The 402-nt window shown below is 63.4% G+C and carries 1 protein-coding gene; it reads left to right on the plus strand.

Annotated features, from left to right (window positions below):
* The coding region (locus D7X55_RS47210; protein WP_304988945.1) for an isocitrate lyase/phosphoenolpyruvate mutase family protein at positions 1-402 on the plus strand (402 nt) is incomplete at both ends.

Below are 402 nucleotides of genomic sequence, written 5' to 3' on the forward strand. Positions count from 1 at the left end.
ATATGTTCCACTGTTGCATGCCGGTCATTCCCGTGAAATCAACCGCTTGCAGCTTGGCATGGTGCTTGCGCTTCCTTTCCCGTACTTCAACCTGGATTGCCGCATGACCGCTTCTGCCCCTTTCTCCGCCGGTGCCCGCTTCCGTGAGGCGCTGGCTGCCGAATCGCCGCTGCAGGTGATCGGTGCGATCAACGCCAACCACGCCCTGCTGGCCAAGCGCGCCGGCTTCCGTGCCATTTACCTGTCCGGCGGCGGCGTTGCCGCAGGCTCGCTGGGCCTGCCGGACTTGGGCATCAACACCCTGGAAGACGTGCTGGTGGACGTGCGCCGCATCACCGATGTCTGCGACCTGCCCTTGATGGTCGACATCGACACCGGCTTCGGCCCGAGCGCGTTCAATAT

Origin of the sequence: Corallococcus sp. AB049A (assembly GCF_003668885.1) — a bacterium.
GTDB classification, from domain to species: domain Bacteria; phylum Myxococcota; class Myxococcia; order Myxococcales; family Myxococcaceae; genus Corallococcus; species Corallococcus interemptor.